General features: G+C 37.2%; 29 protein-coding genes. 13 read left to right on the forward strand and 16 right to left on the reverse strand.

Going from position 1 to position 24,946, the window contains the following annotated elements; all coding sequences use genetic code 11:
- Positions 1–129: 129 nt before the first annotated feature.
- Positions 130–444, forward strand: coding sequence for a YqfO family protein (locus AC2G3J_RS05585; RefSeq protein ID WP_336951768.1), 315 nt, complete (start codon positions 130–132; stop codon positions 442–444).
- A gap of 56 nt (positions 445–500) precedes the next feature.
- Here the strand turns inward: AC2G3J_RS05585 and AC2G3J_RS05590 are convergent, their stop codons facing one another.
- The gene (locus AC2G3J_RS05590) at positions 501–1,259 is read right to left on the reverse strand and encodes a nitroreductase family protein (RefSeq protein WP_004717220.1); all 759 of its coding nucleotides are present in this window, start codon (positions 1,257–1,259) and stop codon (positions 501–503) included.
- Positions 1,260–1,357: 98 nt separating this feature from the next.
- The gene (locus AC2G3J_RS05595) at positions 1,358–2,158 is read right to left on the reverse strand and encodes an enoyl-CoA hydratase (RefSeq protein WP_004717217.1); all 801 of its coding nucleotides are present in this window, start codon (positions 2,156–2,158) and stop codon (positions 1,358–1,360) included.
- A gap of 101 nt (positions 2,159–2,259) precedes the next feature.
- Between AC2G3J_RS05595 and AC2G3J_RS05600 the strand changes: the two genes are divergently transcribed.
- Entirely contained in the window at positions 2,260–2,826 is a 567-nt protein-coding gene (locus AC2G3J_RS05600) for a nicotinate-nicotinamide nucleotide adenylyltransferase (RefSeq protein WP_483770780.1), read from the forward strand.
- Positions 2,827–2,888: 62 nt separating this feature from the next.
- The gene (locus AC2G3J_RS05605; RefSeq protein ID WP_336951766.1) at positions 2,889–3,452 is read left to right on the forward strand and encodes a YceI family protein; all 564 of its coding nucleotides are present in this window, start codon (positions 2,889–2,891) and stop codon (positions 3,450–3,452) included.
- Between the two features lie 311 nt (positions 3,453–3,763).
- On the opposite strand, the gene AC2G3J_RS05610 is transcribed toward AC2G3J_RS05605, so the two are convergent.
- On the reverse strand, positions 3,764–4,654 hold the full coding sequence (locus AC2G3J_RS05610; RefSeq protein ID WP_336951765.1) for a LysR family transcriptional regulator ArgP: 891 nt from the start codon (positions 4,652–4,654) through the stop codon (positions 3,764–3,766).
- Positions 4,655–4,833: 179 nt separating this feature from the next.
- Here AC2G3J_RS05610 and AC2G3J_RS05615 point away from each other — a divergent pair, with 179 nt between their 5' ends.
- Entirely contained in the window at positions 4,834–5,436 is a 603-nt protein-coding gene (locus tag AC2G3J_RS05615; RefSeq protein ID WP_419327162.1) for a LysE/ArgO family amino acid transporter, read from the forward strand.
- A 156-nt stretch (positions 5,437–5,592) separates the two neighbouring features.
- On the opposite strand, the gene AC2G3J_RS05620 is transcribed toward AC2G3J_RS05615, so the two are convergent.
- From AC2G3J_RS05620 to dapD, 6 genes are all read right to left on the reverse strand, one after another.
- The gene (locus AC2G3J_RS05620; protein WP_336951763.1) at positions 5,593–6,054 is read right to left on the reverse strand and encodes a peroxiredoxin; all 462 of its coding nucleotides are present in this window, start codon (positions 6,052–6,054) and stop codon (positions 5,593–5,595) included.
- A 9-nt stretch (positions 6,055–6,063) separates the two neighbouring features.
- Complete coding sequence (locus AC2G3J_RS05625; protein WP_336951761.1) at positions 6,064–6,756, reverse strand: Dph6-related ATP pyrophosphatase; 693 nt, start codon at positions 6,754–6,756, stop codon at positions 6,064–6,066.
- 65 nt (positions 6,757–6,821) lie between these two features.
- Positions 6,822–7,232, reverse strand: coding sequence for a hypothetical protein (locus AC2G3J_RS05630; protein ID WP_004717195.1), 411 nt, complete (start codon positions 7,230–7,232; stop codon positions 6,822–6,824).
- A 13-nt stretch (positions 7,233–7,245) separates the two neighbouring features.
- Positions 7,246–7,917, reverse strand: coding sequence for a 7-cyano-7-deazaguanine synthase QueC (gene queC, locus AC2G3J_RS05635; RefSeq protein WP_004717194.1), 672 nt, complete (start codon positions 7,915–7,917; stop codon positions 7,246–7,248).
- A gap of 36 nt (positions 7,918–7,953) precedes the next feature.
- On the reverse strand, positions 7,954–8,664 hold the full coding sequence (queE, locus tag AC2G3J_RS05640; RefSeq protein ID WP_483770781.1) for a 7-carboxy-7-deazaguanine synthase QueE: 711 nt from the start codon (positions 8,662–8,664) through the stop codon (positions 7,954–7,956).
- A gap of 109 nt (positions 8,665–8,773) precedes the next feature.
- Positions 8,774–9,595: a 2,3,4,5-tetrahydropyridine-2,6-dicarboxylate N-succinyltransferase gene (dapD, locus tag AC2G3J_RS05645; RefSeq protein ID WP_034612558.1), complete on the reverse strand. Its 822-nt coding sequence runs from the start codon at positions 9,593–9,595 to the stop codon at positions 8,774–8,776.
- A gap of 304 nt (positions 9,596–9,899) precedes the next feature.
- Here dapD and carO point away from each other — a divergent pair, with 304 nt between their 5' ends.
- A complete protein-coding gene (carO, locus tag AC2G3J_RS05650; RefSeq protein WP_336951758.1) occupies positions 9,900–10,646 on the forward strand; it encodes an ornithine uptake porin CarO in 747 nt (248 codons plus the stop codon).
- A gap of 89 nt (positions 10,647–10,735) precedes the next feature.
- Here carO and AC2G3J_RS05655 read toward each other — a convergent pair whose 3' ends face one another.
- The 7 genes from AC2G3J_RS05655 to AC2G3J_RS05685 all read right to left on the reverse strand — a co-directional run bounded on the left by AC2G3J_RS05655 (position 10,736) and on the right by AC2G3J_RS05685 (position 17,695).
- Positions 10,736–11,953 (reverse strand): OmpP1/FadL family transporter, encoded by a 1,218-nt coding sequence (locus tag AC2G3J_RS05655; protein WP_483770782.1) that lies wholly within the window; start codon positions 11,951–11,953, stop codon positions 10,736–10,738.
- 218 nt (positions 11,954–12,171) lie between these two features.
- A complete protein-coding gene (locus AC2G3J_RS05660) occupies positions 12,172–13,101 on the reverse strand; it encodes a CysB family HTH-type transcriptional regulator (RefSeq protein ID WP_004717184.1) in 930 nt (309 codons plus the stop codon).
- 55 nt (positions 13,102–13,156) lie between these two features.
- Positions 13,157–14,218, reverse strand: a complete 1,062-nt coding sequence (locus AC2G3J_RS05665; RefSeq protein WP_336951756.1) for a sulfate/molybdate ABC transporter ATP-binding protein — start codon at positions 14,216–14,218, stop codon at positions 13,157–13,159.
- Positions 14,219–14,228: 10 nt separating this feature from the next.
- Positions 14,229–15,125, reverse strand: coding sequence for a sulfate ABC transporter permease subunit CysW (gene cysW / locus AC2G3J_RS05670; RefSeq protein ID WP_419359441.1), 897 nt, complete (start codon positions 15,123–15,125; stop codon positions 14,229–14,231).
- The gene (cysT, locus tag AC2G3J_RS05675) at positions 15,122–15,955 is read right to left on the reverse strand and encodes a sulfate ABC transporter permease subunit CysT (RefSeq protein WP_336951754.1); all 834 of its coding nucleotides are present in this window, start codon (positions 15,953–15,955) and stop codon (positions 15,122–15,124) included. The genes cysW and cysT overlap by 4 nt, the downstream gene beginning before the upstream one ends.
- An 80-nt stretch (positions 15,956–16,035) precedes the next feature.
- Positions 16,036–16,641 (reverse strand): RBBP9/YdeN family alpha/beta hydrolase, encoded by a 606-nt coding sequence (locus tag AC2G3J_RS05680; protein ID WP_336951753.1) that lies wholly within the window; start codon positions 16,639–16,641, stop codon positions 16,036–16,038.
- A gap of 43 nt (positions 16,642–16,684) precedes the next feature.
- Positions 16,685–17,695: a sulfate ABC transporter substrate-binding protein gene (locus tag AC2G3J_RS05685; protein WP_336951752.1), complete on the reverse strand. Its 1,011-nt coding sequence runs from the start codon at positions 17,693–17,695 to the stop codon at positions 16,685–16,687.
- A 163-nt stretch (positions 17,696–17,858) separates the two neighbouring features.
- On the opposite strand from AC2G3J_RS05685, the gene pabC reads away from it, so the two are divergent.
- The 8 genes from pabC to AC2G3J_RS05725 all read left to right on the forward strand — a co-directional run bounded on the left by pabC (position 17,859) and on the right by AC2G3J_RS05725 (position 24,840).
- On the forward strand, positions 17,859–18,680 hold the full coding sequence (gene pabC / locus AC2G3J_RS05690) for an aminodeoxychorismate lyase (RefSeq protein WP_419359443.1): 822 nt from the start codon (positions 17,859–17,861) through the stop codon (positions 18,678–18,680).
- Complete coding sequence (gene mltG / locus AC2G3J_RS05695; protein ID WP_336951750.1) at positions 18,673–19,734, forward strand: endolytic transglycosylase MltG; 1,062 nt, start codon at positions 18,673–18,675, stop codon at positions 19,732–19,734. Before pabC ends, mltG begins: the two co-directional genes overlap by 8 nt.
- Positions 19,735–19,743: 9 nt before the next feature.
- The gene (gene tmk / locus AC2G3J_RS05700) at positions 19,744–20,343 is read left to right on the forward strand and encodes a dTMP kinase (RefSeq protein WP_419327170.1); all 600 of its coding nucleotides are present in this window, start codon (positions 19,744–19,746) and stop codon (positions 20,341–20,343) included.
- 458 nt (positions 20,344–20,801) lie between these two features.
- Positions 20,802–21,227 (forward strand): PaaI family thioesterase, encoded by a 426-nt coding sequence (locus tag AC2G3J_RS05705; RefSeq protein WP_483770783.1) that lies wholly within the window; start codon positions 20,802–20,804, stop codon positions 21,225–21,227.
- A gap of 467 nt (positions 21,228–21,694) precedes the next feature.
- Positions 21,695–22,675: a hypothetical protein gene (locus tag AC2G3J_RS05710; protein WP_336951747.1), complete on the forward strand. Its 981-nt coding sequence runs from the start codon at positions 21,695–21,697 to the stop codon at positions 22,673–22,675.
- Positions 22,676–22,679: 4 nt separating this feature from the next.
- Entirely contained in the window at positions 22,680–23,561 is an 882-nt protein-coding gene (locus AC2G3J_RS05715) for an arginase family protein (protein ID WP_483770784.1), read from the forward strand.
- A 106-nt stretch (positions 23,562–23,667) separates the two neighbouring features.
- Positions 23,668–24,048 carry a hypothetical protein gene (locus tag AC2G3J_RS05720; protein WP_336951745.1) on the forward strand — a complete coding sequence of 127 codons (381 nt, stop codon included), beginning with the start codon at positions 23,668–23,670 and terminating at the stop codon, positions 24,046–24,048.
- A gap of 18 nt (positions 24,049–24,066) precedes the next feature.
- Complete coding sequence (locus AC2G3J_RS05725; RefSeq protein WP_336951744.1) at positions 24,067–24,840, forward strand: AraC family transcriptional regulator; 774 nt, start codon at positions 24,067–24,069, stop codon at positions 24,838–24,840.
- The last annotated feature ends 106 nt before the right edge of the window (positions 24,841–24,946 follow it).

The following is a 24,946-nucleotide window of genomic DNA, read 5'->3' on the forward strand; positions in this document are numbered from 1 at the left end:
TCTACAGTTCTGTTTAAATCTTATGAATTGAGCTAACAATACATAGCTTTTTTCTAACGAAAACCAAATAAAAATAAGTAAAAGTAAATACGAACAAAGCTATAATCAAGTTTTTGATTATAAAATAATATGCTTAAACTGATCTACTATGTTCCAGAATCACACCTTGAAGCAACCAAACTTGCAATTTTTCAAGCAGGAGCGGGTGGTATTGGTGATTATGAACATTGCGCTTGGCAAGTGTTAGGAACAGGGCAATTTAAACCGTTAAGCGGTGCACAGCCTTTTATAGGCGAGTTAGATCATTTAGAGCAATTGCCTGAATGGCGAGTGGAAACTATCGTTCCTGAACACAAGGCCAAACAAGTGGCAATCGCTTTAAAAGCAAGTCATCCTTATGAAGAACCTGCTTTTGAGTTTATTCAAATCATTGATATTGAATAATAGTTTAAAAATCTCAACCCGCTTCTGAACAAAGAGGAGGAATTTATAAGCTAAAATTAAACTTTTTGAATAAACAAATCACGATCAAAACGGTATTGTGGGAAGAATACGCCATCTTCAGCACGTTCACCGGCACTAATCACCATGACTGGAAATTCTTTATCACCTAGATTGAGGATCTTGCGAACTAAGGGTTCATCAAAACCTTCCATCATGCAACTGTCAAAACCATAAGCACGTAAAGCCAGTACCAAGTTTTCACAAGCCAAGGCTGTTGTTTTACTGGCCCAAAGCTTTGCATCAGCTGGGTTGAATGCAGTGACAGGAAGTTGTTTATCTAAAGTGCGTGCTACTTTAAAAGCCACCTTTTTAAAGTTACCTAAAGCATTCAGATAACCTGTTTTATAGTTATATGCAATAAATTTATAATATTGTTTTACAGCTCTTGGCGCTTCTGGCATTGGGAAATGGGTTAAATTGTTTTTTGCCATTTCATCAATACGGTCAATACGTGCCACACATACAATCAGTTCTGCGGCTGTTTTTGCTGATAATTGGCTTAAACAAGCTTTGACTAATTGTTTCTTTTTCGCTTGAGACTGAACCACATAGAACGTCCAAGGCTGAAGATTTGATGAGTTTGGTGCCAATAAAGCCAAATCTAAACAAGCATCTAAAACATCGGCAGGAATTTGCTTTTCAGTGTATTTACGTACTGAGCGACGACTTTCTATGACTTTACGGAAATTTTCAATATCGATATCTTGTGGAGCGGGTTCGTAATAGCGCTTCTTGGTCGTTGTATCTTGTGACATGATCTTTACCCATAATTAAATGATATGTTTTATTGGATTCAAAATGACAAAAGCCACTGAATATTAGTCATGCAGTGGCTTTTGACAGATTCTCTCAATTAATTAAATTGAGAGAAGTTTGGCTTACGCTTTTGCATAAATGCGGCAACGGCTTCAGCCATTTCAGGTGATTTAACGCGTTGCATAAAGATCACCGCTTCATCATCCACGCATTGAATAATCTCTTCAAGATTATGCTTCATTAATGCTTTGGTTTGTTTGATTGAAGCCAACGGAAGTGCTGCTAGGGTCTGTGCTTGGTGTAAAGCGTGACCATATACATCGTCTTCAATACTATTGATTAAGCCAGCATTGAGCGCTTTTTCACTGTTAAATTTTTGTGCAGTTAACAGTAATTCAGCCGCTTTATGATATCCCGCTTGTTGAATTAAGAGTTTACTGGAAGCACCCTCAGGAGAAAGTCCCAGACTGACAAATGGGATTTGGAATAGGGCAGTATTGTCTGCATAAACGAGGTCAGCATGTAAAAGTACTGTTACTCCGATCCCGATCGCCACACCACGTACTGCGCAGATCAATGGTTTAGATAAACGTGCAGCAGATTTTAATAATACAAATGGAGGGCCGTCACCTTCTTTACCTTCAAGTGGTTGTTGAATGAAAGCCATAAAATCTTTCATATCATTACCTGCACTAAAGTCAGCATCTGCGCCACGTAAGATTACCACACGAACATCACGATCTTGATCAGCTTCATCTAGGGCTTTTGCAATCCATAGATATAATTCACCATACAGTGCATTTTTTGCTTCTGGTCGATTAATTGCTAAAGTCAGTACACCATTCTCTAAATTTGCGTTTAAATGTTGATGTGGCTGTTGAATACAACTAAGTGTCATCGTACTATCCTTGCTTTAAAATTTAATTGGATTTTATGCCCTCATTATGTCGCATATTTGAAATTCTGTTGCAACTGATGAGTTCATAAAAAATTACTTTTATGACTTATAAATTTGATTATCTTGTTTATATTGGACGTTTTCAGCCCTTTCATCTCGCGCATATGCAAACTATTAAAATTGCATTACAACAAAGCCAATATGTAATTTTGGCCTTGGGTTCTGCGCAAAATGAACGGAATACTAAAAATCCTTTTCTGGCATCAGAACGGGAACAAATGATTTTATCTAATTTTTCTGAAGCGGATCAAAAACGAATCAAATTTGTACATGTTATTGATGTTTATAATGATACTAAATGGGTAGAGCTGGTTAAGTCCTTGGTGAATGCTACAGTTTTAGAGACTGATAAGATTGGTTTAATTGGTCACTTTAAAGATGATTCATCTTATTACTTAAAACTATTTCCAGAATGGCAAATGGTTGAATTGGATATTTTAGTTGGCTCTATCTCTGCGACCCCACTACGTGAGGCATATTATCGTGGTGAAGTTTATCAGGTCGAGTTTCCTTTGGGCACAGCTGAGTTTTTAGAGAAATTTCAGAAAACGGAAATTTACCAACAATTAAAGTACAAATACCAAACGCAAGACAAATCAAATCTTTAATGTTTTTTGTGTGCATTGCAATACACTGAATAGAAATATATAGAATATGAATGGAGTATTGCATGCAGTTTAAATCAGTCGCTATAAACGGAGTTTTATTGGGTAGCTTCGTTATTTCGATTTCAAGCTATGCCGCGTCTTGGACATTGACACCCAATAGTGATGTTGGATTTCATATCGACTCATTGGGTATGAACATCGTCAAAGGGCAATTTAAGCGTGTTAATTCTTCCCTTAATTTTGATACGAGCGCTCCGCAAAATGCATCTACTGAATTTGTGATGGATGTAAATAGCCTAAGCATTAATAAATCTTCTTTAAAAAATATGATTATGGGTGAAGATTTATTTTACGCTGCTAAATATCCTTCCGCTTCTTTTAAAAGTATGGCATTTAAACCGCTTGCTAATAATAAATATCTAATTTCAGGTAATTTAACATTGCGTAATGTGACTAAGCCTGTAACTTTTAATGCGACAATTAAACCCAATCTAAATAATCCAAAATTGCTAGATTTTAGTTCTACTACAGTCATAAAGCGTAGTGATTTCGGAATGAAAAAAGCTGTGGGTGGCGTTGGAGAAAAAGTGAATATCCAAGTGTCTGGGCAGTGGAGGATAAAGTAATAACGTATAGTGCCCAACATAATTAGCATAATATCTATAACGTAGTTTTACATTTTTTATTGTTCAATTATTTATTGTATATCTATCGCATAGCGATACGGATATCATTTTTACGCGGGGACGATTCACTCATTCGACAATTTTTTTGGTACTTAGATACTTTAACTCTGAGTACTAGAACAAAGCACAATTTTTTGCAACGCAAGCTAAGGGTTTAGCTCGTCAAATGTATGAAATTTCAATCTGGGATATGGTTGGGCTCTTTACATGTGATTTGAATTCGCTATTAATCAAATAGTATTAGCATGTGCTTAGATTAAAATAGACTGAGTATTACTAATTAAATCCAAAGTGAGTTTTTCCAGTTGCTTAGATTGTTGTTTCCAATGATGCCAATATAGATGTAAATCGGTTCTTGCTTTGGGTATGATTTCAAGTAATTGTCCTGTTACTAATTCTTTTTGAATTTGCATTTTAGGTACCATGCCATAGCCCAAATCGAGCAAAATCGCATCTACAAAAGATGTTGCAGAAGGAATAAAGTGGCATGGATAACTGTTTGGCATCAAGCCAAAAACTTGCTGTAAAACTTCGGCATGCACGTGGTCTTTATCATTAAAAATAACAGCAGGGATATGCCGTAATGTTTCACGTTGAATACCATGCTGAAAGTAAGTGTGGATAAAATTCGGTGTAGCAACCATCCTATAACTCATTGTACCTAAATGAATCGCCTCACAGCCTTTCATTGGTTTCGATTCGGTTGAAATACAGGCATTGACTAATCCCGCTTCCAGTAAGTGATGGGTTTGAGTTTGATCATCAATTTTTAAGTCTATAGCAATTTTTTCTGTAAGTAAGGTGTGTTGAATTGTGGGTAATAGCCACGTCACCAATGAATCGGCATTGGTGGCTATGTTTAATTTAAAAAATTGTGATTGTGAACTTTGTCCTTGAAGACTCTGAATTAAATTCTGTTCCATCAAGCGATGATGTTGTAGAAAAAGTAACACTTCCTGGCCTGCTTGAGTGACTTTGCATGGTCTTTCTCGAATGATCAGGACTTGTCCAAGTTGTTTTTCCAAAGTTTGCAAACGTAATGTTACCGCTGACGCTGTGATGTTCAAACGAATAGCAGCTTGCTCAAAGCTACCTGTTTCGGCAACCGCTAGAAAAGCTTCACTATGCTTACTTTGTAACATGCGGATCCTCTAAAAAATTGGGCGTTTTTATATAAAGAGATGAGTTATTTTAAAATACCCCATTACCAATAACTAAGAAAAACTTAACTTAAATGATATTTACTTAGAAATACTCATTTAAAGGAGTAAATTTGGATAATAGCACAATCCATTCAAAACTTTAAAAGTGTAGTTTTAAAATGTTGCAAAGTTATATGCAGGGGTTAGCTGTTGGGTTTAGCCTGATTATTGCAATTGGCGCTCAAAATGCTTTTGTACTCAAACAAGGTTTAAAGAAGCAACATGTATTTTGGGTTTGCGTGGTCTGTGCCGCATCTGACTCGATTTTAATTTTATTGGGTGTGCTTGGATTTTCAAAAGTTATTCAAACCCATCCAGAGTTTGTCGATTGGGCAAAGTATTTCGGAGCAACGTTTTTATTGGTCTATGGAGCACAACATTTTCTACAAGCTTTCAGAACATCGACAGGTTTAAAACCGAGTGAAAATAATGAATTCAAACTAATGAAAATGCTTCTGATTTGTTTAGCTTTAACTTGGCTTAATCCACATGTTTATTTGGATACTGTGGTTTTAATTGGTTCTATATCGACAAAGTTTGAATCTACCGCCGCGCTGTATTTTGCGATTGGTGCAGTAACGGCATCGTGGTTATTCTTCTTTAGCTTAGGTTTTGGTGCACGCTTTTTACTCCCCGTTTTTCAAAATCAACGCTCATGGCAAATATTAGATTTTATTATTGCATTAGTCATGTGGGGAATTGCAATATCTTTGCTGGTTTAATTGGTATTGTTGGTCAACTCAGCATAATGATCATTTTTAATGAGAAAAGAAGGAATAAGCTATATCAGATTTGAGTATGTTCTCAATAAGAAACTGCTAAAGTCCCTGACACGCTTAAAATCGCGTTAACTTCAAAGCGAGTAGGGACTTTTGCAGTTAAGCTTTTTGTAGTGCTTTTAAGTCTTCTAAAACTTGTTCAGCATGTCCAGCTGCTTTAACTTTACGATATTCTTTAACCAGTTTACCTTGATGATAAATAAATGTTGAGCGTTCAATTCCCATCACTTTTTTACCATACATATTTTTTTCTTTAATCACATCAAAGTGTTTACATAATTCTTCTTCTTTGTCACTGATCAGATTAATGGTCAATGCTTGCTTTTCAGTAAAGTTTTGATGTGCTTTTACAGAGTCACGAGATACACCAATGATAGTGGTATTTAAAGCGTCAAATTGGTCTTTTATACAGGAGAAACCAACCGCTTGAGTGGTACAGCCAGGTGTAGAATCTTTTGGATAAAAATATAAAACTAACCAATCTGTGGAGAGCTCAGTGAGATTGATTTCACCCGTAGTCGTAGGGAATTTTTGATTCGGAAGTAATATTTGCTCAGTCATTGTTTGTCCTTAAATGCTATCTTGTTTAAGTTCAAGTGCTAGAAATGCATAATTTTCATGATACAGAATATCACCTTTATGCAGTAAAAGTGGTTTTTTAAAAATGGGACCATCTATCAATGTGGTATGAAATTCACCAGCTTCACCACATGGATCAATCCCTCGTGTAATTAATTCATTCACAAAATCAGCTGTTAAAATTCTACCTAAATCTTCAACCCGCATACCGAGGTTTAAATTAATCGTCACAATGATGCTGACAAAACCCAGTTGAATCAATTCACTCACAATGTCGAGCCGTGGTTTTTGCCATAATGGCATGCATAACTGTAATTGGCTTTGCTCACAGACAGATTGGTTCCATTGCGCATGTCCAATCAGATCAATATCACCCGTAACAAGGGCTTCTGCACCCAGCTGTTTGGCTTGATTGAGCAGATTTAAAAATTGATGTTCATACTCATTCCACGTGGCTGCTGCTTTAAGAATTGGTAAACCAATCAGCTTAGCTTGAGTATCAATGATATCCAGCGGCATGGCGTGAGAACGAGATCTTTGCCCATGTTCTTCTAACATGACCATTAAAGCCACGGCTTGTCCAGTTTGCAAAGCATGGTATAACGCAAGGCTACTATCTTTACCGCCACTATATGAAGCAACAAACTTTTGTTGCTGTAGAACAGTGTCCCATTGATCTAGCATATCGCTTTGTATCATCCAATTGTAAAAAGAGCCTGCATATGCAGGCTCTTCACAACAAGAAGAAATTATTTCTTCGCTTGTGCAGCTTTCATTGCTTCTTCAGTTAAGGTTTTTAATTTACCTGTTAGCTGAGGACCAAAACATGTTTGAAGGTCTTGGTTGTTTTTTTGAACGAAAGCCAGTGTCGCTGGGCTTTTCTTTTGGTTAATGGCACTTTGAATTTGCCATTTTTGATCATTGGTTAACTTACCATCAGATTCAACAGCACAGCTACAGTATTTACTTACTTCCGCAGAAGTTAACTTACCACCTTTAGCAGTTTCTGTTTTACACACACCAATAAGCGCAGATTTCACATTTGCGCTTTTATAGGCTTGTTGAACTGCATTTGATTCAGCAGCAAAAGCCGTAGATCCCATTAAAGCCGAGGCTGAAAATAAAGCAGAAAGAATAAGACTTGATTTTAAATTTTTCATAAACAGTACCTTGTTATTGCGGTATATAACGTGTTGGGTCTGCAATACCTGCATCCTTAAAACCTTCTTTACGAAGTCGGCAGCTATCACACTTGCCACAAGCACGTCCTTGGTCATCTGCTTGATAGCATGAAACCGTTTGACTATAGTCTACGCCATGTTCGATACCTAAGCGTATTATATTCGCTTTGGATAAATGTAACAGAGGTGTTTCAAATTTAAGAGGCTTTCCTTCCACACCCACTTTCGTTGCAAGACGAGCCATATTGGCAAAAGCCTCGATAAACTCTGGTCGGCAGTCAGGATATCCTGAATAATCAACAGCATTGATGCCAATTACAATTGCTTGAGCATCAAAAACTTCAGCAGCAGCAAGTGCATAAGACAAGAAAATGGTGTTACGTGCTGGAACATAAGTTACAGGAATACCATCTGTTTCATGATCAGGTACATCAATGTTAAGGTCTGTAAGCGCTGAACCGCCTAAATTACCTAAATCGATATTAATCACACGATGTTCTACACCTGCGCGTTGCGTTAAAGCACGGGCTGCATCGAGTTCAGTGGTAGAGCGTTGACCATACATAAAACTTAGGGCGATACAGTCATAGTTTGCTTGAGCCCAAGCCAAACACGTCGTTGAGTCTAAGCCACCAGATAATAAGACTACGGCACGAGGGCGCATATCCAACTCTCCAAATATTAATAATTGACGATAAATTTAACGACCAGTTTCATCGTTCCAAAGCAATTTATGTAATTGCAACTGGAAGCGAACAGGGAGATGGTCTTCTAAAATCCATTGTGCTAAATCACGAGCAAGCTGAGGCAAACGTGCCGCACCTTTTTCCACTGCAAAAGCAGGAGAAAACCAAACTGTACTGACTTTTTGCTCTAAAGCGTATTGTTCAACTTGCTGTTTAGACCATTCATAATCTTCACGATTACAAATCACAAATTTGATTTGATCATGTTGGGTTAAATGATCAAGATTGCTCAGTAAATTTCGTGCAACCTCACCCGAAGTTGGGGTTTTTAAATCTAAAACTTTTGAAACGCGTGAGTCGACTTTAGAGACATCTAAAGCGCCGCTGGTTTCTAAAGAAACTTCACAACCTAAATCTGCCAAACGTTGCATTAGGGGTAAGGCATTGGGTTGAGCGAGGGGTTCGCCACCTGTGACACAGATGTAAGGAGTTTTATAATCTAATGTTGTTTGAATTATTTGGTCAAGCGATTGGCGCTCGCCACCTTCAAAAGAATAGGTGGTATCGCAATAGGTACAGCGTAATGGGCAACCCGTTAAACGAATAAAAACAGTAGGTAAACCCGCAGTGTTGGCTTCACCTTGCAATGAATAAAAAATCTCCGTGATACGTAGCCCCGCAGACGGATCAGAAACAGGAATAGTTGAAGAACGAAGAGAATTCATGAAATTTACCACAGATTACAAAATGAAAAATCTCTACGATCACGATTGACCGTAGAGATGAGAAGCGATTGCCATGCTAGATGACTAAAATTCCACGAGGGGATATAAATTAGTCTTCGCGAAGCAATTCGTTCAGGCTTGTTTTAGCGCGTGTTTTAGCATCAACTTTCTTGACAATAATTGCAGCATATAAGCTATACGTACCACATTTAGATGGTAGGCTGCCTGAAACAACAACTGATCCAGCGGGTACACGACCATAATGGATTTCACCTGTTTCACGGTCAAAAATCTTAGTCGATTGACCAATGAATACGCCCATTGAAATAACTGAGCCTTCTTCAACAATCACACCTTCAACGATTTCAGAACGTGCACCAATAAAGCAGTTATCTTCAATGATTGTTGGGTTTGCTTGAAGTGGTTCAAGAACACCACCAATGCCTACACCACCTGAAAGATGAACATTTTTACCAATTTGGGCACACGAACCTACAGTTGCCCATGTATCGACCATTGTGCCTTCATCTACATAAGCACCAATGTTTACATACGAAGGCATCAATACTACATTTTTCGCTTGGAAAGAACCTTTACGCGCAACAGCAGGCGGTACTACACGTACACCAGCAGCTTTAAATTGTTCTTCGGTCCAACCTGTAAATTTAGTCTCTACTTTGTCATAGAAACGAAGATCACATGATTCGATTGGCTTGTTATCATTTAACTTAAAAGACAATAACACAGCTTTTTTCAACCATTGGTGAACAATCCATTCACCGTCAATTTTTTCAGCTACACGAAGTGTACCGTTATCTAAGCCAGCAATGGCTTCTTCAACAGCTTGACGTACTTCAGCAGGGCAATCTACTGCTGTAAAGTTAGCACGGTTTTCAAACGCTTGTTCGATGATCGTTGAAAGCTGAGACATGATCTTCCTTCCCAAAAAATTTTAAAAGATTCTACACCAAATTGGACTCAGTTTAGATATAAAATCTAGTTTCAATCGAAAAAACTAATCTTATAATTTAAAATAAAATAACCAAAAGAGCGAATTGTTAAGTTTTTATTTAACTTATTCTCTTTAAAAACAACAATTAATATCTATTTGTATCAAAAAATAACAAAAAGCAATCAATTTATCTATTAATTGTGAGCAGAGAATCACATATGATCGTCCTGAGTCCAACACATTAATGATTAAAGAACAAACTCTATTTTTTGAGGAGACATAAATGAAAGTGTTAAAATTATTGGCTGTTACAGCTGCGTTATCTGCTTCTGGTCTAGCAATGGCAGATGGTTCTGTTGTTGACCAAGGTTATGCATTTGAAGCAAACCAATTAATTCCTACAGGTGCTCGTCTTGAAGTCGGTACAACTGGTTACGGTGGTGCTTTACTTTGGACTGCTAACCCTTATGTTGGTTTAGCACTGGGTTATAACGGTGGTGATATTTCTTGGTCTGATGATTTAAAAATCAATGGATCTAAATATGACTTAGACATGGACAACAAATTAGCGTATTTAAACGCTGAGATTCGTCCTTGGGGTGCAAGCCAAAATACTTGGGCACAAGGTCTATATGTCGCTGCTGGTGTAGCTTATATTGACAATGATTATGATGTAAATCGTAATATTGGTCGTAATGCATCATTTAAAGTTGATGGGTCACGCTTTAATGCTGGTTTAAATGATAATGTATCAATTAAAGGTAACCAGAAATACGATAATGATATTGCCCCATATGTAGGCTTCGGTATTGCTCCGAAAATTAATAAGAATTTCGGTGTATTTGGTGAAGTAGGTGCTTACTACACAGGTAATCCAACAGTGGAACTGGTTTCTAGTAACCCAGGATTAATTGGTGATGATGGTCGTACTCTAGGTCAAGCAACTAGAGCAGAAGCGGATAAAATCCGTAATGATGACAAATATAAATGGTTACCAGTTGGTAAAGTGGGCGTAAGCTACCATTGGTAATTGATTGTTGATCATGTAATAAAAAACGAGCTTCGGCTCGTTTTTTTATTTTGAACTGGGTATTTTTTATAACTGGATTTTCAGATGAATCAAAAGCGATAGCCAAGTCGAATTCCATGGGCAAAAGCATCATTATGAGCCACTTCAGATAAAGTTGAGTTTTGAATAATCGAAGTATTGGCATCTAAGTCGCTAACTTTTGCTTTATTGAATTTAAAATATTTAACACCATAAGAAATAAAGCTCTGCGGATTGATGTTATATAAAGCACCCAAACCTAAAGCATAAAAGCCATCAGAAGGATTTAAGGTTCCAGCGGGATTCGCAGTGCCTGAATCCCATGAAATATCCGTAGTGGCAATCCATTGTTGTGAAAATATATGTGCAAGCCCAAGCTTTGCAGACCATTGATTTTTGTTGTAATCAATCAAATTAAAAGGTTTGATTAGCTCGGGATATTGTTCTGCAGCAATATTAACCACTGCACCAAATTGTCTAGGTTGAATTTCAAAATCTTTCCAATTGACCCACCTCAAATTACCATAAAGAATATTCGATGGTGTTAAACCAGTCTGAAGATCCAAATTGATGGATTGAGGTGTGGTGATTTGCGTTTTTGCGAAGGGAAGAATACTTAAAGCTTGCTCTGCAACATCCTCATTGATTGCCGATTGATGATTGATTTTGGAACGATAGGTAATCGCAGTTTTTACTGCATACTCTGGAATTTGGTAGCTTAGACCTGCAAGCCAACCATGACCTGAACTTTGTTTTAGCTCTGCATGATAACCACTCATCGCTGAATAGTTTGCTCCAAAGACTTTGAGTTCACCCTCAAACTGTTGATAAATGCCACCAGTATATATATTCCAATTCGCACTAGGTTGATAACCCAATAACATTGAAAGGTTTTTGCTTTTAAACTTAAATTGACCCGACTCTAAAAGTTGCTTTCCAGCAAAGCTCTGTGGGCGATATTCATAACTGAGATCAACACCATAAGGCTGATCATAAATCAGTCCAAATGAAAGTTGCGAGGCAATTTGTAGTTTTGCGGCAGCTTTGACAAAGTGGTAATTGTTAACAAGGTTGCCTGTTGAAAAATCTTGAATGCCGAGTTGTTTGAATTGCTCATGTTGGGGTAGTTGTCCTGAAACATCTGCATAGAGCTCTGCATAAGACAACTCTACATAATGACGTGGTTCTAAAAAAGCAAGGATAGACTGGTCAGATTTCTCCATACCTGCTGCATGGCTAAAAAGAGGAACAAAACTTCCAAGGGTTAAGCCCCAAGCAATCGAATTCATTCATTCCCCCAAAAATAAATTGATCAGTGATTAAGATAAGACTAAATTTTATACTAAAAAAGCATGCTCATAATAAAATATTAAATAAAATCAAATAGATTAATTATTCTTAAGAGTTTGTGTTTTATTTTTAAATGATAAAAAAGAGAGCCGTAGCTCTCTATCATTAATCATCATGACTCTTTGATGATTTCTTTCTTGATGATTGATTTCAAAGTTTAATCATCAGGATACGCAATTTTTTTCAATGCTTTGATATCAGCTTCTGGAGAGCAAAGCGAAATAAACTCATAGCCATAGCCACGAAGTAGATGCCCTTTACGAACTGCAATCCATGTCGTATTTAAACCAAAAATATCAGTATCGATTTGTTTTAGACGCTTATCTCGTTCTGTGTCATAAGCGACATCATTGACGATACCGACACCCATTCCCAGTTCAACATAGGTTTTGATCACATCGGCATCCAGTGCTGACATCACAATGTCTACATCTAAATTGGCATCTTCAAAGGCTTTATCAATTTTAGAACGTCCAGTAAAACCCCCGTGATAAGTAATAATTGGAAATTCAGCCAATTTTTCTAAGGTAATCTCTTTGGGATTAAGCTTAGTCAATGGGTGATCTTGTGGCGTAATGATGCTGTGTTTCCAGTTATAGAAAGATACACTGCCCAAATTATCTTCAGTGGTCAGTGATTCAGTTGCAATACCGATATCAGCCAAACCAAGCAATAACATTTCAGATATTTCCACAGGACTGGCTTGTTGCAAAATCAAATGAACTTTTGGAAATGCTTTTTTAAATAAATTCACGATCGGTGGTAACACATAACGTGCTTGTGTATGTGTTGTTGCGATGGTGAGTGTACCTTCATCAACTTTATTAAAATCGTCTGCAAGACGTTTAATATTGTCAGCATCAATGAGCATGCGTTCAACAATACTCAATAGGGCTTGACCAGGTTCAGTTAAACCTAATAACCGTTTACCTTTACGAACAAAAAGTTGTACACCCAATTCATCTTCTAAATCTTTAATATGCTTACTTACACCTGATTGCGAGGTATAAAGTGCAGCAGATGCTTCAGTTAAATTGTAATTTTGACGAACTGTTTCTCGAATAATTCGTAATTGTTGAAAGTTCATGATGTTCGATACCTCAAATGTGGATGAATAGGAGTAATATTCATCCTGTCGTCGATTATGCGACTTGATTTTCAAATAGGTGAAGTGTAGATGCACTTACCCAAACTGTTTGATTTGGTCGATATTGATGTAATTTTGCTTCATCAGGATTTAAAGCAATTTCAATCAGTTGTCCTTGACGATCTTGTAACTCTGCCATAACTTTACCCGCAATCCACAACTCACGTAAGAAAATTGCTTGAATTGTATTTTCAGTCGGTTGCGTATGAATTTTCAATTCATTTGGTCGGGCAAAGGCAATCACTTTACCATTGGCGGTTTGTGTAGCCGAAGGCAGATGGATGCGATCTTCACCAATTTGAATGATGCCTTGATGGTTTTCACCTTCAAAACGGTTTGCTTGACCTAAAAAGTCAAATACAAAAGGTGTTGCAGGCTTTTCATAAACTTCACGCGGTGAACCAATTTGTTCAATATCACCTTTGTTCATTACCACGATTTGATCAGCAACTTCTAAGGCTTCTTCTTGATCATGGGTAACAAAGATTGAAGTGATATGTAATTCATCATGTAAAGTACGTAACCAACGGCGTAATTCTTTACGTACTTTGGCATCCAGTGCACCAAACGGTTCATCTAAGAGTAATACCCGAGGTTCAACAGCCAATGCGCGTGCCAATGCAATACGTTGACGTTGACCGCCAGACAATTGCGCTGGATAACGATCTGCTAAGAAACCGAGCTGTACCAAATCTAGTAAACGGGTAACGCGCTTTTTTATTTCAGTTTCATTTGGTCGAGTTGCTTTTGGACGAACACGTAAACCAAATGCAACATTGTCATAGACGGTCATATGACGGAACAATGCGTAATGCTGAAAAACAAAACCTACTTGTCGTTCGCGTACGTGAATATTAGTCGCATCTGTACCTTCAAGAATGACTTGCCCTTTATCGGTAGATTCTAAACCAGCAATGATACGCAGTAGTGTCGTTTTACCACAGCCAGAAGGGCCAAGTAGCGCAACCAGCTGACCTTCTGGAAAATCTAAAGAGATGTTTTTAAGTGCATGGAATGCACCGAAGTTTTTTTCAATATTTTTAACTTGAATACTCATGTGCAATTCCTTAAGAAACAGTTGATTCTTTACTTTCTCGATCTTGTTTTTCTTGGCGATATTCAACCCATGTTTTTAAAATCAGGGTAAAAATGGCTAAGAATGCTAACAGTGTTGAGACCGCAAAAGCAGCACTAATCGAATTTGGTTCGTTATATAAAATTTCAATATGCAACGGTAAGGTATTGGTTTCGCCACGAATATGTCCTGAAACCACAGATACTGCACCGAATTCACCCATGGCACGTGCATTACACAAAATCACGCCATAAATAAGACCCCATTTGATATTTGGAATGGTGATTTTCCAAAAGGTTTGCCAACCAGAAGCTCCGAGTACAATAGCAGCTTCTTCTTCTTCCGTACCTTGTGCTTCCATCAATGGAATCAATTCACGTGCCACAAAAGGAACAGTAATAAATACAGTGGCAAGGATAATGGCCGGTGTTGCATAGAGGATTTTAATATCATTTTCAATTAACCATGATCCAATCCAACCTTGTGAACCAAAGATTAAAACCAACATTAAACCAGCAATGACGGGTGAGACTGAAAATGGTGTATCAATAATGGTGGTTAAGAATGATTTTCCACGGAAATTAAACTTGGCGACACACCATGCTGCTGTAACACCAAAAATCACATTCAAAGGTACTGCAATGGCTGCAGTCAATAATGTGAGTTTGACTGCAGATAAAGTATAAGGGTCAACTAGTGAGGCAAAGTAGACTTGAACCCCTTGTTTAAATGCTTCAACAAAAATAAGCACCAACGGTAGAATTAAGCAGCCTAAAAAGAAAATCAGACCAATAATCAGTAAGGTATTACGTACCCATGCCGGTTCACGTGTCGCATCACGAGATTGCAATTTTTCTGCCAAAGCATTGCTATTGGTATTTAAGCTCATCGTGCTGTTCTCCCTGTACGGCGACTAGCCCAAGCCTGTATCAAGTTAATCAGGAACAAGATAAAGAAAGAAATCACCAGCATCACAACTGCAATTGTCGTTGCACCTGCATAATCATATTCTTCAAGGCGCGTAATGATCATTAACGGAGCAATTTCAGTTTCGTAAGGAATATTTCCCGCAATAAAGATTACCGAACCATATTCACCCACACCACGAGCAAATGCCAACGCAAAGCCAGTCAGTAATGCAGGAAACAAAATCGGTAAAATGATTCTTGTTACGATCTGAAAACGGTTTGCACCCAATGCCGAAGCGGCTTCTTCTAGCTCAGTTTCAAGATCACTTAAAACAGGCTGGACTGTACGAACCACAAAAGGAATACCAATAAAAATTAAAGCAAGCGTAATACCCAGTGAGGTATAGGCAATTTTAATCCCTAAAGGCTCAAGCAAATGACCAATCCAACCTGTTGATGCATATAAAGAGGTTAACGCAATACCTGCGACCGCTGTAGGTAATGCAAAGGGTAAGTCCACCAATGCATCGACTATACGTTTACCAGGAAATGAATAACGGACTAAGCACCAAGCCAATAAAAATCCGAAAATGACATTGATTAAGGCTGCAATGAGGGCGGTGGTAAAACTGAGCTGTAATGATTTTAAAATACGTTCAGAGCTCAAGATTTCCCACAAACCATCCCAACCTACGCCTAATGATTTTATGAATACAGCAGACAGTGGTATCAGTACGATTAATGATAGATACGCTAGGGTGAAGCCTAGTGAAAGACCAAAACCTGGCAGCACTCGGGATCGCTGCGACATGATGACTCCTCAAAAGAGAGAAAGCTTATTGAAATCAATAAGCAAATTTAAAACGATTTTGCAAGCTTAAAAGGCAATGATTAAATTGCAAATTTAAATAACAACTTGTTGTCATCAGTATTACTGATAAAGAAGTTTTGCTGATTAAAAATCAAATGATCATAAATTTCAGGAAAGTGCCCAAAGCCTGATGCAACATTGATATGCCCAACTTGACCTAAATTTCGAGGTCTAATTTTCCATGCTTTTGCCAGCTTTTGTGCATCCTCAAAATTCAACCAAGGATCATTTTCAGAAATAATCATTTCAGCAGGCACAGTTATTTTCAATTCATGAAAATAAGCTTCATAGTCACCCATACTGTTTCGAGCAAAACCAGCCTCACCAAAACGTGCTGGATTAGCTGGTGCAACTAAAATAATTTTTCTTACTTTAGCTACAATTTCAGGATGTTGAGCCAAAGCAGCAACCGTGGTTAAACATCCGAAACTATGTGCAACAATTTGAACAGGTTGTTCAGAATTGACGACAGTCGCAACAAATTGGGCAATCCAGTCCTTCAGAATAGGTAAGTTCCAATCTTGTTGTTGTACGCGCGAGCAAGACATGAGTTCACGTTGTAATTTAGATTGCCAGTGATCGTAATCACTACCACCAACGCCTGGAACAATAATTGTATGAATCATGTCTATGCTCCTATTTCCTTTCGTTTAAGTTTATTTTAAACAGTTATTTGCTGCTTGCATTGGCTTTTACGATTTGATCAAAAACACCATTATTTTCAAAATGTTGCTTTTGAACTTTAGTCCAACCGCCAAACTCTTTGTCAATTGTGACCAATTTTAACGGTTTGAAGGTTGTCGCATACTTTTGTAAAATTGCTGCATTACGCGGACGATAGAAGTTTTTCGCTGCAATGTCTTGACCAGCAGGTGAATACAGATAGTTTAAATATGCTTTCGCTAAGTTTAAGTTACCGTCTTTTTCAGCATTCTTTTCAACAATCGCGACAGGGGGTTCTGCTAAGATCGATAGTGATGGGGTAATGATTTCAAATTTACCCGGTTGTTCACGTGTAGATAAATACGCTTCATTTTCCCAAGCTAATAACACATCACCAATACCGCGTTCTGCAAATGTTGTAGTAGAACCACGTGCACCAGAATCAAGTACTTTAGTTTGTTTATAAATTTGACGTACAAACTCTTGTGCTTTCGCGTCTGAACCATATTTATGTTTTGCCCAAGCCCATGCTGCCAAATAGTTCCAGCGTGCACCACCTGAAGTTTTAGGGTTTGGTGTTACAATTTCTACACCTGGTTTTACCAAATCACCCCAGTCTTTGATGCCTTTCGGGTTACCTTTACGGACGAGGAAAACGATTGTTGATGTGTAAGGTGTAGAGTTTTGTGGGAATTTCTTTTGCCAGTCTTTTGGCAATAAATTTGTATTTTGCGCAATTGCATCAATATCTGCGGCCAATGCTAAAGTCACAACATCTGCTTGCAAACCATCAATTACAGCACGGGCTTGTTTGCCAGAACCACCATGTGATTGTTTAAATTGGATGTCTTGGCCCGTTTTAGATTTCCAAAATGTTGCAAATTGCTTGTTAAAATTATCGTACAATTCTCGTGTAGGATCATAAGAGACATTTAAAAAATCTTTTGCAGCAACGCTGAAAGATGTGGTTGAAATTAGTGCTGCTGCTACAGCGAATTTAAGTTTAGAGAACTGCATTTTTTTGCCCCATTTAATTCTGAAGTTCGGTAAGATGGAGTGAGCATAACGCTAGTCTTTATCCATAAAAAATAATAAAAAACGAATTTTATATGAATAAAAAAGAAAAAGAAAATACTTATATTGCTTATAGTATTCTTGCAAAGTCATAGGAAACTGCTTAATGATCTGTTTTAAAAATGCTCAATTTGTTGATTCTATTTCACTTTTAGACCGAGCATTTCATTATGGAGATGGTTGTTTTACTACAGTCCGATTACATCAAGATGTTATGGAGTTGGAACTTTTACATCGTGCTCGATTGAAGCTAGCGGCTGAACGTTTGTTTTTAGATGTGAATTTCGAATTGTTGGATCAGACCCTACAAGGTTTAAGACAAAAAAATGGAATATTGAATGGAACATTGAAAGTGATTATTAGTCGGGGAGATGGTGACCGTGGTTATGCAATGCCCGAGCATGAAGCAGACCTTTATGTGGTCTATTATCCAAAAACAACTGCGTGCTTTCAGCCTGAATTAATTCAAAGTGGTGTATTAGATCAGGCGATTGGCTTATTGATGCCAAATTTGGTGGGACTAAAAACCTTAAATCGTTTAGAACAGGTACTACTCAAAAAAGAAGCTCAAGCAAAAGGCTGGTTAGAAGCATTAGTTACAGATGTACAAGGTTCAGTTGTTGAAGGTGTGAGCAGTAATTGTTTTATTCGAATAAACAATAGATGGATTACGCCTGAACTTCGTTATAATGGTGTACATGGTGTGATGCGAGCCGAAATTTTGTCACGGATGCAACATTATGGCGTCACTTGTGAACAGCGTTTTATCGATATGGATGAAATTCAACATTTTCAAAGCCTATTCTTTTGCAATGCACTCAGTCCAATGAAAGCAGTCGAAATGTTGAATCATCAACATCTAGACACTCAATCCTGTGTTGAGTTATTTAATACTTTAAATTTAAGTCAGTTTAATTCTCATGTCTAAAACCAAACCTAAGCCAAAGTCTAAAAAGAAAACTCAAGCCCAAGTGAGCAATAACATTTATAAAGGCATTGCAATCGTTCTGGTTATTTTTTTTCTCATAACTGCAATTATTTTAAAAATGAGTATTTTTAAAGAATATCCAGTGACAGGTCAAAAACAAAAGCTGTCTATTTCAAATGGTGAAACCTATACCGGTTTTATTGATCAATTGGCCAAAGAGGATAAGGTCAGTTTTCCGATTATTCTTAAGCTCTATCGTAAGATTTTCATCCATGACACCATGAAAGCTGGTGTGTATGAAGTGACCAAAGGGATGAATGTACGTCAAGTATTAGAAATGGTTTCTAATATTGAAAATGCTCAGATGAGCCGACTTTTAGTGATTGAGGGAACAACATCCAAGCAATTAATTCAGTCATTGCAAAAAGATCCATTGGTTGAAAAATCAGTGATCCAACTTCCCCGTAGTGAAATGCTGAAAGCTTTAGATATTCCTTATGATCACCCAGAAGGTTTATTTGCACCTGATACTTATTTCTTTGATAAGGGTGCAACGGATAAGCAAATCTTGACTGATCTTTACCAACGTCAAATGAAAATTTTAGATGAAGCTTGGGAAAAACGCGCGCCAGACTTACCTTATAAAAATAAATATGAAGCCTTAATCATGGCATCGATTATTGAAAAAGAAACTAGTGTAGACAGCGAGTTACCTCAGGTTTCAGGTGTGTTCTATCGTCGTTTAAAACTGGGCATGCGTTTACAAACCGATCCTACCGTGATTTATGGGATGGGTGATAAATATACGGGTAAAATTTCTAAGCAGGATTTACGTACACCGACTGCTTATAATACATATACGATCAATGGTTTACCGCCTACACCGATTGCTTTACCTAGTAAAAAAGCCATTGAAGCGACGATGCATCCAGATCACTCTGAAAACATTTACTTTGTTGCCACAGGTAATGGTGGGCACAAATTTACAGCCAATCTGAATGATCATAATCGCGCAGTGCAAGAATATATTCAAGTTATGCGGTCTAAGAATTAAGGAATGAGCATGTTTATAAGTTTTGAAGGTACTGAAGGTGTAGGAAAAACCACGCTCATTCAAAAGTTATTTGATTACTTTCAACAACAAGGTCAACAGGTTGTTTTAACACGTGAGCCTGGTGGTACGCCCTTAGCTGAACAAATTCGTTCATTATTGCTGTCTGTCAATCATGAAGAACAGATGAGTAATGACACTGAGTTATTGCTGATGTATGCAGCACGAGCACAACATTTGGCAACTGTGATTTTACCTGCATTGGCAGAGGGTAAAATTGTACTGTGTGACCGGTTTGTCGATTCAAGCTTTGCTTATCAATGTGCTGGTCGCGGGTTAAGCCGAGATAAGTTACAACTGCTCAATGAAAATTTTGTTTCTAAAATGCCAGATATTACTTTTTGGTTGGATGCACCAATTGAATTGGGAATGAACCGTGCACGTGCACGCGGTGCCTTAGACCGCTTTGAACAAGAAAAAGTGGTGTTTTTTGAATCGGTACGTAGTGGTTTTTCTGAAATACATCTTCGCGATTCTCAGCGAATGAAACGTTTAGATGCAACTCAAGCACCAGCGCAAGTATTTGCCGAGGCGTTGAGTTATTTAAAATAAGTGCCAATCAATCCTCTAAATAAGTTCAGTTGAGCAATTTATTCTATTGATTTGAACGATAAAGGGGCTGTTGGCATTTCATAAATGGCTTGCGTTGGAGGCTAAAATTGAGCATGAGACGTATACGTCGTAAAGCATGAAGAAAATAGCGAGACTATTTTCGAGTTTCATAACGCAGACTAAGATAATTTTAGTCACAACCCTGAGCAAGAACAAAGCACTGCTTTGTTTGCAGCGCAAGGCGCAGTGGGGGACTTAAGTGTTTTTTGTCACTACTTCGTTACCTTGCGAAACGATGTTTCTCATCATTTAGAATGACTAAATTTCGTATTTCGTGCCTAGTATTGCCTAAAAAACACTTATAGTCGTAAACATAGACGAATTGTCAACGGCCCCTAGTGTTTTGAACCGAAAAAGTCTTTATATTGTTTTAGGTCATGGATATAAAGACTTTAATTATGAAAAGCTCGAAAGCTGAAATCGTAGAATTCTTACAGCAATTTTTTTCACCTAGCTTACAACGTTGTGAAATTGAAGAAGTAACCGAAAAAGGAGCTTCATTGGTTTGGCATGTCAGTGATCAAGATATACGACCAGGTGGAACTGTTTCAGGTCCTACCATGATGGCCCTAGCAGATTTTGCACTGTATGTTGCGATTATGGGTGAAATCGGTTTAGTGGGTTTGACGGTCACAACCAATATGAATATTAATTTTTTACGCAAACCATCAGGGGGTGTTGATATTCGCGGCGTGTGTAAATTGATGAAAGTGGGTAAAGCTTTAATTGTGGGGGAGGTCTGGATTTATTCTTTGGATTCGGATGATCCTGTTGCTCATGTGACAGGAACTTATTCTGTTCCACCACAAAAAAAAATCATTTAGGGGTTTTAAAATACCTGTTGGGTGATTTTTTATAATCCCTAGCAGTTTTCTGATGGTTTTTAATGATCACTATTTTTACTGATGGTTAGCTTGTTTTGATCATCAATCTATATTTTTGGTTCAAGCATCATTAACAATAGACTTTTACGTTCGTTCTTTTTTAAAGCATAGATCATCATACAATCCCCTTATTCTAGCCTTCTCCCAAAGGGAGAAGGGGCTTTCGATAAAAAGTCTAATTCACTCAATATGGCCATTTTTGATTGATGAAAGATCGTTGATGGATACTTAAATCATGAATGTGAGCATGAGTATCAAAAAGAATAATAAATAATCAATTGTATTGATTGATATAGATGTAATTACAACTTGAGTGATATATTGAGTTCTGCAAGGGATAATGCTAATTTATTCATAATAAATAGTTGATTTAAAAATATTAATATAGATTGAATGGAATAAAGAATATGTCATCAGGTCATGAAGTCGTAGATTTGTTTAAGGAACGGGTTTTTCCTTTATCAGATAAATTGACGGAGATGTTAAATGAACACTATTCACATCAAACTGAGCGCCGTGGTTGCGGTTATACGCAGGCTACACGAGTATTGGCTGAGTACATTAATTTTCCGCGTGATCAAATTGAAGCAACTGATTTAAAAATATTTAAAGATTATGATTTTAAGAAGTTAAAAAAAATCATTGAGCAAAAAAATGCTTATGGTTTAGAGATCGATGATTGGCATAACTTAGATCAAAATAAATCGATTCAAAATTTTCTTACTGAAGCCAAAGATGATGAGTTTAAAGTCTTAGTTGAACAAGAAGTTGCAATTCAAGCAAACTTGAGACGCTTATCGCAACAAGCACAATTAGAAGAAAGTAATGTTATTTGCGCTATGTTGGAGGATGTGATTTTACCAAAAACAGCAGATGAAACAGGTTATGTTGAAATTCCGACGCTAGAGGGTAAGCCTAAAGTGGGCTCATGTCCCATGGCAGAAGCATTTTTCTTAAAGATTGCCCATCGCTCCATGTTAAGACAAGGCTCAATTAATATTTTTGTAGATGATCAAAATCGTCCGTTATTGATTGAAAAAATGAATATGGGAGATAATCATTCGTGTATAAATTTACAACCTTTATTGATGAATGGGATTCGTATTCCGATTGGTTCCTTATTTTCTGTCGATTATGATATCGAACAAATTGCAAACAAAGTGCCCAATCAAGAGTTTAAAGGTTATATTATTCCTTATAAAGAGATTCAAGGTTTTTGGTTCTTGCGATTAACCACTTTAGCCATTTCACCTGAGAATCGACAAAGGGCATTTACGACACATTTTGAACAACAAGTGAATAATGGACTGTTTAGTCCGGACACAACACTTATAAAACAACTCAATGATGTTGCAAAATCACAATTGAGAGCACTCATTCTCGGATAGTTTTATGTTAAATGTTTGTTTCTCTCCACGCTATTTTGCTCAAACACATACCAATAGCATGGAAAAACTTGTTGCAGTCGCAGAGCAACTACAGCAATTTAATCATTATAAATTTCATGAACCACAACAAATTGAACCAGAGATTTTAAAAGCCTTACATTCTCCTAAATATGTCGAGGCTTTTTTAACTGGGCAACCCGCAAAACTTGCAACTTTTGCTGGTTTTAAGCCTTGGAATGAACAATTAAGAGATGCGGTACTCTCCATCAATGCTGGGCAATTGTTGGCAACTGAACTGGCACTCCAACATGGAATTGCTGCCAATATTGCGCAAGGGTTTCATCATGCAAATTATGAATATGGTGGCTCATATTGTACTTTTAATGGTTTGGCACTAATTGCACAACATTATTCAAATAAGCGAATTTTTATTTTGGATTGCGATCAGCATGGTGGTGATGGAACGGCTGACTTTACTCGTAGATTGGATAATTTATATAATTTTAGTATTTACGGTTTGGCTTTTGGCTACCCCACGTATGAGCGAGCGGAAAGTCGTCACATTCATACCAAGCATGGAAGTTTTGCTCAATATACCATGGCATTGCATGAAGCATTTCAGCGAGCGAATGAGTGGAAAGCAGATATTATTATTTATCAAGCGGGGATGGATTGTCATCAAGCAGATCCTTATGGTTCAGCATGGTTTACGACAGAGTTAATTCAAAAAAGAGACGAAATGGTGTTTGACCTAGCCAAACGTGAAAATATTCCGATCATGTTTGTACTTGCAGGGGGCTATCAGAATTTAGACGATTTAGCAAAATTACATGCTGAAACTTTTCATATAGCACATCGTATTTATTATGGAAAAAATAAAGATTAGACTCTTTTAAAATTGGCTGGAATACCGTATTTATTGGCTGAATTTAGTAATGTGCAATCTGTATAAATTTATACAATGATAATTATTCTCATTTAAGGAAATTATCATGTTTATTCAAAATTTAGAAAACTTTCCAATCGTTCGTATTAGTTATCAAGCTGAAGATGCAGTTTCAGTTGATGAAACAATTGCAATTTATGAATCATTATTGAGTCGCAAAGAAACTTTTGTTTTTATCAGTGAAGGCGCTTTCCCTGAACAAAAAAATGATCATGAAGAACGCAAGCAAGTTGCAGCATGGGTAAAAGCAAAACGTGAAAGTTTAACCCAATATGTGAAAGCATTGATTCATATTGAACCTGATGAAAATATTCGACTAGAGGCGCAAAAATTTGCCAATAACTTTATTAAGTTTACAGGTTACCCGATGTTTATTGTAGACAATCAACAACAAGCACAGAAAGTTATCAACGCAGTTTTAAAGTGATAAATGTATAGGTAAACCATGCTTGATAATGTGGATGCTTTTTTTGTAGATCAAATAGACCAAGCAATTATTGTATTAAAAATACATCAGCAAGTTCCTGATTGGGAACTTGCGTCACATCAGCATATAAAAAGCCAATTAATGATGACCATCAATGGCTTAATTACTGTGGAAACACCATCTGGAATTTGGGTTGTTCCAGCGCAACATGCTTTATGGATTCCATCAAATGTGTCACATAAAGTCAGTAGTTATGGTATCTCCTCTGGCTATGTTGCATTTATTGATCCCCAACTTGATCATTTCTCAGAACTCACTTGCACTATGTTACAGGTGACAAATTTACTTAATGCGCTATTGGAAAGAGTTGAAAGCTTGTCTGAGAAGGTACTTTCAGAAAAAGGCTTACGTTTACATCAATGTTTGTTAGACGAAATTCAATCGGTTGTAAAGCCAACATTTTTTTTACCGATCCCGCAAGATCTACGTTTAGTGAAAATGACTGACAACTTATTGAGGAACCCTGAGCAAAATCAAAGCCTAGCTAAATGGGCAAAGTTATGCTGTATGAGTGAACGCAGCCTTACACGCACTTTTCATCAAACAACAGGGATGAGTATTAATCAATGGCGAAGAAAGTTACATGTTGTATTGGCATTACAGTGGTTAACTGAAGGGAATTCGGTGCATCAGGTTGCGATGAAATTAGGCTATGATAGTGATAGCTCATTTATTATGATGTTTAAGAAAATAATGCATCTTTCACCTCGAAATTATATGCAGCAAACATAACTTTTTATTCTCAAATAGAAGACCTAATAGCATTAAAGATTTTGCACATGTCTCATGTTAGATTGAAAACTTTAAATTGATTTGCGTAGATGTAGATGATGCCTCA

This window comes from Acinetobacter legionensis (genome assembly GCF_057165765.1).